At 64.1% G+C, this 6,502-nt stretch carries 5 protein-coding genes; 3 read left to right on the top strand and 2 right to left on the bottom strand.

Features of this window, described 5'->3' with window-relative positions; translation table 11 throughout:
• From dnaA to gyrB, 3 genes are all read left to right on the top strand, one after another.
• A partial coding sequence (dnaA, locus tag LPZ50_RS19905; RefSeq protein ID WP_230664170.1) for a chromosomal replication initiator protein DnaA occupies positions 1–1,133 on the top strand: 1,133 nt, incomplete at its 5' end.
• Positions 1,134–1,135: 2 nt separating this feature from the next.
• A complete protein-coding gene (dnaN, locus tag LPZ50_RS19910) occupies positions 1,136–2,245 on the top strand; it encodes a DNA polymerase III subunit beta (protein ID WP_230664174.1) in 1,110 nt (369 codons plus the stop codon).
• Between the two features lie 89 nt (positions 2,246–2,334).
• Entirely contained in the window at positions 2,335–4,788 is a 2,454-nt protein-coding gene (gyrB, locus tag LPZ50_RS19915; RefSeq protein WP_230664177.1) for a DNA topoisomerase (ATP-hydrolyzing) subunit B, read from the top strand.
• Between the two features lie 83 nt (positions 4,789–4,871).
• Here gyrB and LPZ50_RS19920 read toward each other — a convergent pair whose 3' ends face one another.
• Both LPZ50_RS19920 and LPZ50_RS19925 read right to left on the bottom strand, forming a co-directional pair.
• Complete coding sequence (locus LPZ50_RS19920) at positions 4,872–5,843, bottom strand: Bug family tripartite tricarboxylate transporter substrate binding protein (protein ID WP_230664180.1); 972 nt, start codon at positions 5,841–5,843, stop codon at positions 4,872–4,874.
• Positions 5,844–5,935: 92 nt separating this feature from the next.
• The coding region (locus LPZ50_RS19925; protein WP_230664183.1) for an NAD(P)-dependent oxidoreductase at positions 5,936–6,502 on the bottom strand (567 nt) is incomplete at its 5' end.

Consider the following 6,502-nt stretch of genomic DNA (forward strand, 5'->3'; position numbering starts at 1 on the left):
GGGTATCGTCCAATGTCGAGGCCGCCACCGCCGACGAACAGCAAAGCGAAGCACTGTATCGATCGGTATTGCTGGCCATGCAGGCCGACGCGGCCGGCGCGGTGTACGAGCGTTCCCGCCTGAATACCGACCTGACCTTCGAAAATTTCGTTACCGGCAAGGCCAACCAGCTGGCCCGCGCGGCCGCGCTGCAGGTGGCGGAAAACCCCGGCATTTCCTACAACCCGCTGTTCCTGTATGGCGGCGTGGGCCTGGGCAAAACCCACCTCATCCACGCCATCGGCAATGCCATGGTGGCGGCGGGCACCGGGGTGCGGGTGCGCTATGTGCACGCCGACCAATACGTGTCCGACGTGGTCAAGGCGTACCAGCGCAAGGCGTTCGACGACTTCAAGCGCTACTACCATTCGCTCGACCTGCTGCTGATCGACGACATCCAGTTTTTCTCGGGCAAGAACCGCACGCAGGAAGAATTTTTCTATGCGTTCGAGGCAATGGTGGCGCAGCGCAAGCAAATCATCATTACCAGCGACACCTATCCCAAGGAACTCGCCGGCATCGACAGCCGCCTGATCTCGCGCTTCGATTCCGGCCTTACCGTGGCCATCGAGCCGCCCGAACTCGAAATGCGCGTGGCCATCCTGCTGCGCAAGGCCGAGTCCGAAGGCGTGCCCATGCCCGAAGAGGTGGCCTTCTTCATTGCCAAGCACTTGCGCAGCAACGTGCGCGAACTGGAAGGCGCGTTGCGCAAGGTGCTGGCCTATGCCCGTTTCCATGGCCGCGATGTCCTGTCGGTCGATGTCTGCAAAGAAGCCCTGAAAGACCTGCTGTCGGTGTCCAACGGCCAGATCACGGTCGAGAACATCCAGAAAACGGTGGCCGATTTCTACAAAATCAAGGTCGCCGACATGTACTCGAAACGGCGGCCCGCCAATATCGCCTTGCCGCGCCAGGTGGCCATGTACCTGGCCAAGGAGCTAACCCAGAAAAGCCTGCCGGAAATCGGCGATCTGTTCGGTGGCCGTGATCACACCACCGTACTGCACGCGGTACGCAAGATTTCCGATGCCCGCGCCAAGCAGGCCGAGCTGAACCATACCCTGCACGTGTTGGAACAAACTCTAAAAGGATGAACATGCAACTCGTACAAACCACACGCGATGCATTGCTGAAACCGCTGTCGACCGTGGCGGGAATCGTCGAAAGACGCCATACCCTGCCCATCCTGGCGAACATCCTCATGCGCAAGGAAGGCAACAAGGTCGCCTTCATTGCCACCGACCTCGAAGTCCAGATCACCACGCACGCCGACTTCGGCGTGGGGCAAGACAACGAATCCACCACGGTTGCCGCGCGCAAGCTGCTCGATATCCTGAAGGCCCTGCCCGACACCGGCGAAGTGAAGCTGGGCCTGGCCAACAGCAAGTTGTCGGTGCAGTCGGCCAAAAGCCGTTTTGCCCTGCAGACGCTGGCCGCCAGCGAGTTCCCCACCGTGGCCCAGCCCGAAAAATGGGATGTCTCGCTGACCCTGCCGCAGCGCACGCTGCGCCACCTGCTGAACATGGTGCATTTCGCCATGGCGCAGCAAGACATCCGCTACTACCTGAACGGCATGCTGCTGGTATTCGAAGCCGGCCGCGTGCGCGCCGTGGCCACCGACGGCCACCGCCTGGCGCACTGCGCCACCGAAGCCGACGGCATCGCCGAACGCCATGAAGTCATCGTGCCTCGCAAGACCGTGCTGGAAATGCAGCGCCTGCTGGAAGATTCCGACGAGCCCGTCTCCATCGATGTGGCGCCGGGCCAGATCCGTTTCCGCTTCGGCGATGTCGAACTGGTGTCCAAGCTGGTGGAAGGCAAGTTCCCCGATTTCACGCGCGTGATTCCCACGAACTACACGCGCCAGTTCGTCATCAGCCGCGAAGCCCTGCAAGGCAGCCTGCAGCGCGCGGCCATTCTTACCACCGACAAATTCAAGGGTGTGCGCCTGCAGCTGGCGCAGAACCTGATGAAGATCTCGTCTTCCAACGCCGAACAAGAAGAAGCCCAGGAAGAACTCGACATCGACTACGGACACGAAGCGCTCGACGTCGGCTTCAACGTCAGCTACCTGCTCGACGTGCTGGGCAACGTGAAGGCCGAGAACATCCAGTGGTCGGTCATGCCCGATGCCAACGCGTCGGCGCTGCTTACCCTGCCCGACGACGACCAGTTCAAGTACGTCGTCATGCCCATGCGGATCTGATCCGCCTTCGTGGGTTTGTGCCGCGGCAGGCCTTCTGCCCGCCGCGGTCTGGCCGCGAGGCCGTTTTTTGAAGTGTTAGCGATATAACCATGTCAGATCAGCAGAACAGCAATCCCGAGAACGCCGGCTATGGTGCCGATTCGATCAAGATGCTCAAAGGGCTGGAAGCCGTGCGCAAGCGCCCAGGCATGTACATCGGCGATACTTCCGACGGCACGGGCCTGCACCACATGGTGTTCGAAGTGGTGGACAACGCCATCGACGAAGCGCTGGCCGGCCACTGCGACGACATCGTGGTCACCATTCATACCGACAACTCCATTTCGGTAACCGACAACGGCCGCGGCATTCCCACCGACATCCACAAAGACGACGAATTCGGCCGCAGCGCCGCGGAAATCGTCATGACCGAACTGCACGCCGGCGGCAAGTTCGACCAGAACTCGTACAAGGTGTCGGGCGGCTTGCATGGCGTGGGCGTATCGTGCGTGAACGCGCTGTCCGAATGGCTGCGGCTGACCATTCGCCGCAACGGCCAGGTGCACCAGATGGAATTCCGCCAGGGCGAGCGCGTGGCGCCCCTGGCGGTAACGGGCGCCACCGACAAGCGCGGCACCGAGGTGCGCTTCCTGGCCGACCCGGTCATCTTCCACAATATCGAATACCACTACGACATCCTGTCCAAGCGCCTGCGCGAACTGTCGTTCCTGAACAATGGCGTGAAGATCCGCCTGGTCGACCAGCGCCAGGGCAAGGAAGAGAACTTCGCGTTCTCGGGCGGCGTGCGCGGCTTCGTGGAATACATCAACCGTTCCAAGACGGTGCTGCACCCCAATGTATTCGCCGTTACCGCCGAATCCAGCGCCGGCGGCGTGCCGGTGGGCGTGGAAGTGGCCATGCAATGGAACGACACGTACAGCGAAACCGTGCTGTGCTTCACCAACAACATTCCGCAGCGCGACGGCGGCACCCACATGACAGGCCTGCGCGCGGCCATGACGCGCGTCATCAACAAGTACATCGCCGACAACGAACTGGCCAAGAAGGCCAAGGTGGAAACGTCCGGCGACGACATGCGCGAAGGCCTGGCCTGCGTGCTGTCGGTGAAAGTGCCCGAACCCAAGTTCAGCAGCCAGACCAAAGACAAGCTGGTGTCCAGCGAAGTGCGCCCCGCGGTGGAAGACGCCGTGGCGCGCACGCTGGAAACCTGGCTGCTGGAACATCCCAACGACGCCAAGGCGCTGTGCGGCAAAATTGTAGAGGCTGCGCGGGCCCGCGAAGCCGCCCGTAAGGCGCGCGAAATGACGCGCCGTAAAAGCGTGCTGGAAGGCGCCGGCCTGCCCGGCAAGCTGGCCGATTGCCAGGAAAAAGACCCGGCGCTGTGCGAGCTGTACATCGTCGAGGGCGATTCCGCCGGCGGCTCGGCCAAGCAGGGCCGCGACCGCAAGTTCCAGGCCATCCTGCCGCTGCGCGGCAAGGTGCTGAACGTGGAAAAAGCCCGCTTCGACCGCCTGATCGCCAGCGAACAGATCGCCACCCTGATCACCGCCCTGGGCACCAGCATCGGCCCCGACTTCAACGTCGAGAAACTGCGCTACCACCGCCTGATCATCATGACCGACGCCGACGTCGACGGCGCGCACATCCGCACCCTGCTGCTGACGCTGCTGTACCGCCAGATGCCCGAGCTCATCGACCGTGGCTATGTGTATATTGCGCAGCCGCCGCTGTACAAGGTGAAGGTGGGCCGCGAAGAGCGCTACCTGAAAGACGACCAGGAAGAAGCGCAGTTCATGCTGCAGCAGGCACTGAAAGATGCGCAACTGGTGCCGTCACAGGGCGCCGCGCCCATTACCGGCGAAGCACTGGCCGAACTGGCGCGCCAGTACGTGCTGGCCGATGCCGTCATCGCGCGCCTGTCGCGCCTGTTCGACGTGGACGCGCTGTCGGCCATGGCCGAGGGCGTGGAAATCGACCTGTCGTCGGCCGAGGCCGCCGCCGCGTCGGCCAGGAAGCTGTCGGACGCCATGCACGAATCCGTGGTGGGCAACGGCGTGGACGTGACGGCCGAATTCGATGAAGCGCACGAACAGCATCGCCTGATGGTGCGCCGCATGCACCACGGCAACGTGCGCCTGAGCGTCATCGACGCCGACTTCGTGCAGGGCGCCGACTACGCGGTGCTGGCCAGGTCGGCCAAGACCCTGCTGGGCCTGATCGGCCCGGGCGCGCTGGTGGCGCGCGGCGAAGGCGACAAGCGCAAGGAACAGTTCGTGTCCGACTTCCGCGAGGCCATGCAATGGCTGCGCAGCGAAGCCGAGCGCGGTATTTCCAAGCAGCGCTACAAGGGCCTGGGCGAAATGAACCCCGACCAGCTCTGGGAAACCACCATGGACCCCACCGTGCGCCGCCTGCTGCGCGTGAAGATCGAAGACGCCATCGCGGCCGACGAGATCTTCACCACCCTGATGGGCGACGACGTCGAGCCGCGCCGCGCGTTCATTGAAACGCACGCGCTGTCGGCGTCGAACATCGACGCGTAGGCCGGAATATCCGGCTCGTAGAAAAGGCTGCCATCTGGCAGCCTTTTCTTTGGGCAGCGGGTTCAACGCGGCTTATGCCGCGATCAATTCACCGCGACATTCGCCTCGTCGATCAGTTTCTTGAAGCGCGGCACGTCCTTGGCGATCAGCGCCTGGAAGGCCGCCGACCCGCGCGCCTGGCCGGTGGGCGCCTGCGCGGCCAGCTTGTTCAGCGATTCCTGCACCTCGGGGTCTTCCAGGGCCGCATCCAGCGCCTTTTCCAGCCGCGCGACCACCTCGGGTGGCGTGCCGGCGGGCGCGGCGATGCCGTTCCAGACACTCAGGTCGAAGGCGGGCACGCCGGCCTCGGCGAAAGTGGGCACGTCGGGGATCTGGGGCAGGCGCTTCTGCGCCGCCACCGCCAGCGAACGCACGCGGCCGCTGGTATGCAGCGGAATCATGGTGACGGTCTGGTCCACCACCGCGTCCACCGTGCCGGCCATCAGGTCGGCGATGGCCGGGCCGGCACCGCGATAGGGAATCTGAGTGGCCTGGGTCTGGGTGACATACAGGAAGTTCACCGCCGCGATATGGCTGGTGGAGCCCTGGCCGGCGTTGCCGAAGTTGATGGCATCCGGTTTTGCGCGCAGTTGTTCCAGCAGTTCGGCCAGGGTCTTGATGCCGCTGGCCTTGCTGACGGACAGCACCATGGGCACGGTAGCGACCAGGCCCACGCCGACCATGTCGCGCCGCGGGTCGAAGCCGGACTTGGGATAAAGCGACGGCGCGATCGCCAGCGACCCCATGTTGCCGAAGGTGATGGTGTAGCCGTCCGGCGTGGCGCGCGTGACGCGCTGGTTGCCGATCATGGTGCCGCCGCCGCCCAGGTTTTCCACCACGATGGTCTGGCCCAGGTTCTTGCCCATGGCGTTGGCCACGATGCGCGCCAGGCCGTCGGTCGAACCGCCGGGAGCATAGGGCACGACCATCGAGATGGCGCGCGAAGGGTAGTCTTGCGCGCTTGCCGACGTGGCTGCCAGGGCCAGGCAGCCTGCTGCGATCCACCAGGTTTTCATGTGTGTCTCCTTGTGCGGGCAATGCTTTGCCCTCCGCCGCGATGGGGCGGAAAAAGTCAGTAGGAAAGATGGCGGGGCGTGCCCCGCCCCGATTACGCCGTCTTGTGCGGCTTCAATTCAACGCCGGCCAATTGCTCGGACAGCCGGGCCACGGCGGTGTGGTCCTGGCCGGGGCCCAGCGATTTGCCGGCGGACGCCCACAATTCGCGGCACAGCGCTGCGAACGGCGTAGGCGTGCCGGAATCTTCGCCCATGCTCAGCGCGATGCTCAGGTCCTTGACCATCAGGTCCAGGCCGAAGCCCGAGTTGAAGGCGCGCGACAGCACGAACTGCTTGAACTTCTTTTGGGTGGAGTTGTTGGTGCCCGTCGAGGCATTGAGCACGTCGACGATCACGTCCGGATCCAGGCCGAACTGCTGCCCGATCAGCATGGCTTCCACGCCTATCAGGAAACCGCCGGCCGACACCAGGTTGTTCAGCGCCTTCATGGCGTGCGCGCTGCCGACGGCGCCGGTATGCAGCAGCGAACTGCCCATGGCCTGCAGCACCGGGCGCACACGTTCCAGCGTGGCGGCTTCGCCGCCGAACATGATGGCCAGTTCGCCCGTGCGCGCGCGCGGCACGCCGCCGGAAACCGGCGCGTCGACCAGTTCGCCGCC

This window comes from Bordetella petrii (assembly GCF_020991325.1).
In the GTDB taxonomy this organism is placed as follows: domain Bacteria; phylum Pseudomonadota; class Gammaproteobacteria; order Burkholderiales; family Burkholderiaceae_B; genus Bordetella_A; species Bordetella_A petrii_E.

What these genes read in the sequence shown, in the direction of transcription:
- dnaN (WP_230664174.1), top strand. Translation starts at nt 1,136, where the DNA reads ATGCAACTCGTACAAACCACACGCGATGCATTGCTGAAACCGCTGTCG.
- gyrB (WP_230664177.1), top strand. Translation starts at nt 2,335, where the DNA reads ATGTCAGATCAGCAGAACAGCAATCCCGAGAACGCCGGCTATGGTGCC.
- LPZ50_RS19920 (WP_230664180.1), bottom strand. Translation starts at nt 5,843, where the DNA reads ATGAAAACCTGGTGGATCGCAGCAGGCTGCCTGGCCCTGGCAGCCACG.